The 661-nt window shown below is 45.7% G+C and carries 1 protein-coding gene; it reads left to right on the top strand.

Features of this window, described 5'->3' with window-relative positions:
* Positions 1 to 547, top strand: a 547-nt coding sequence (locus DW49_RS01000000128895; protein WP_032617638.1) for a type I restriction endonuclease subunit R, EcoR124 family, incomplete at its 5' end; no start/stop codon positions are given.
* Positions 548 to 661 lie beyond the last annotated feature (114 nt).

The following is a 661-nucleotide window of genomic DNA, read 5'->3' on the forward strand; positions in this document are numbered from 1 at the left end:
TGTTTTCGAAAAAATCAGCCACCAACTAACGGAAAATTCAAATCTTATCAATAGCTTAGCTTGCAGGTTATGGGTAACTTATTTCGAAAACAGTACACTAGATTACATCCTCGAGCTGATCTTCGAGAAGAACAAGAAGGTCAAGGGCAAGGCGGCACTGGTCGAGGATATGCGCCGGGTGATTCGCGCCAGCCTGGGGAGTCGCGCCAAGGAAAGCCTGGTGGTGGACTTCATCAACCAGACCGAGCTTGATGGGATTGCTGACAAGGCTAGTGTGATCGACGCTTTTTACACTTTTGCCCAATCAGAACAGCGGTGCGAGGCGCAGGGGCTGATCGTTGATGAGGAACTGAATGAGGGGGCAGCTAAACGCTACATCGCCACTTCGCTAAAAAAGGAATTTGCTAGCGATAATGGAACTGAGCTTAATGCCATCTTGCCAAAAATGAGCCCGCTTAATCCGAAGTTTCTCCAGAAGAAGCAAGATGTCCTCCAAAAGATCGCCGCTTTTGTTGAAAAATTCAAAGGTGTAGGTGGAAGTTTATAATGCAGCAGCAGGGCTAGTGTACTGTTTTCGAAATAAGTTACCCATAACCTGCAAGCTAAGCTATTGATAAGATTTGAATTTTCCGTTAGTTGGTGGCTGATTTTTTCGAAAACA

Origin of the sequence: Pseudomonas avellanae BPIC 631 (genome assembly GCF_000444135.1) — a bacterium.
GTDB classification, from domain to species: Bacteria; Pseudomonadota; Gammaproteobacteria; order Pseudomonadales; family Pseudomonadaceae; genus Aquipseudomonas; species Aquipseudomonas avellanae.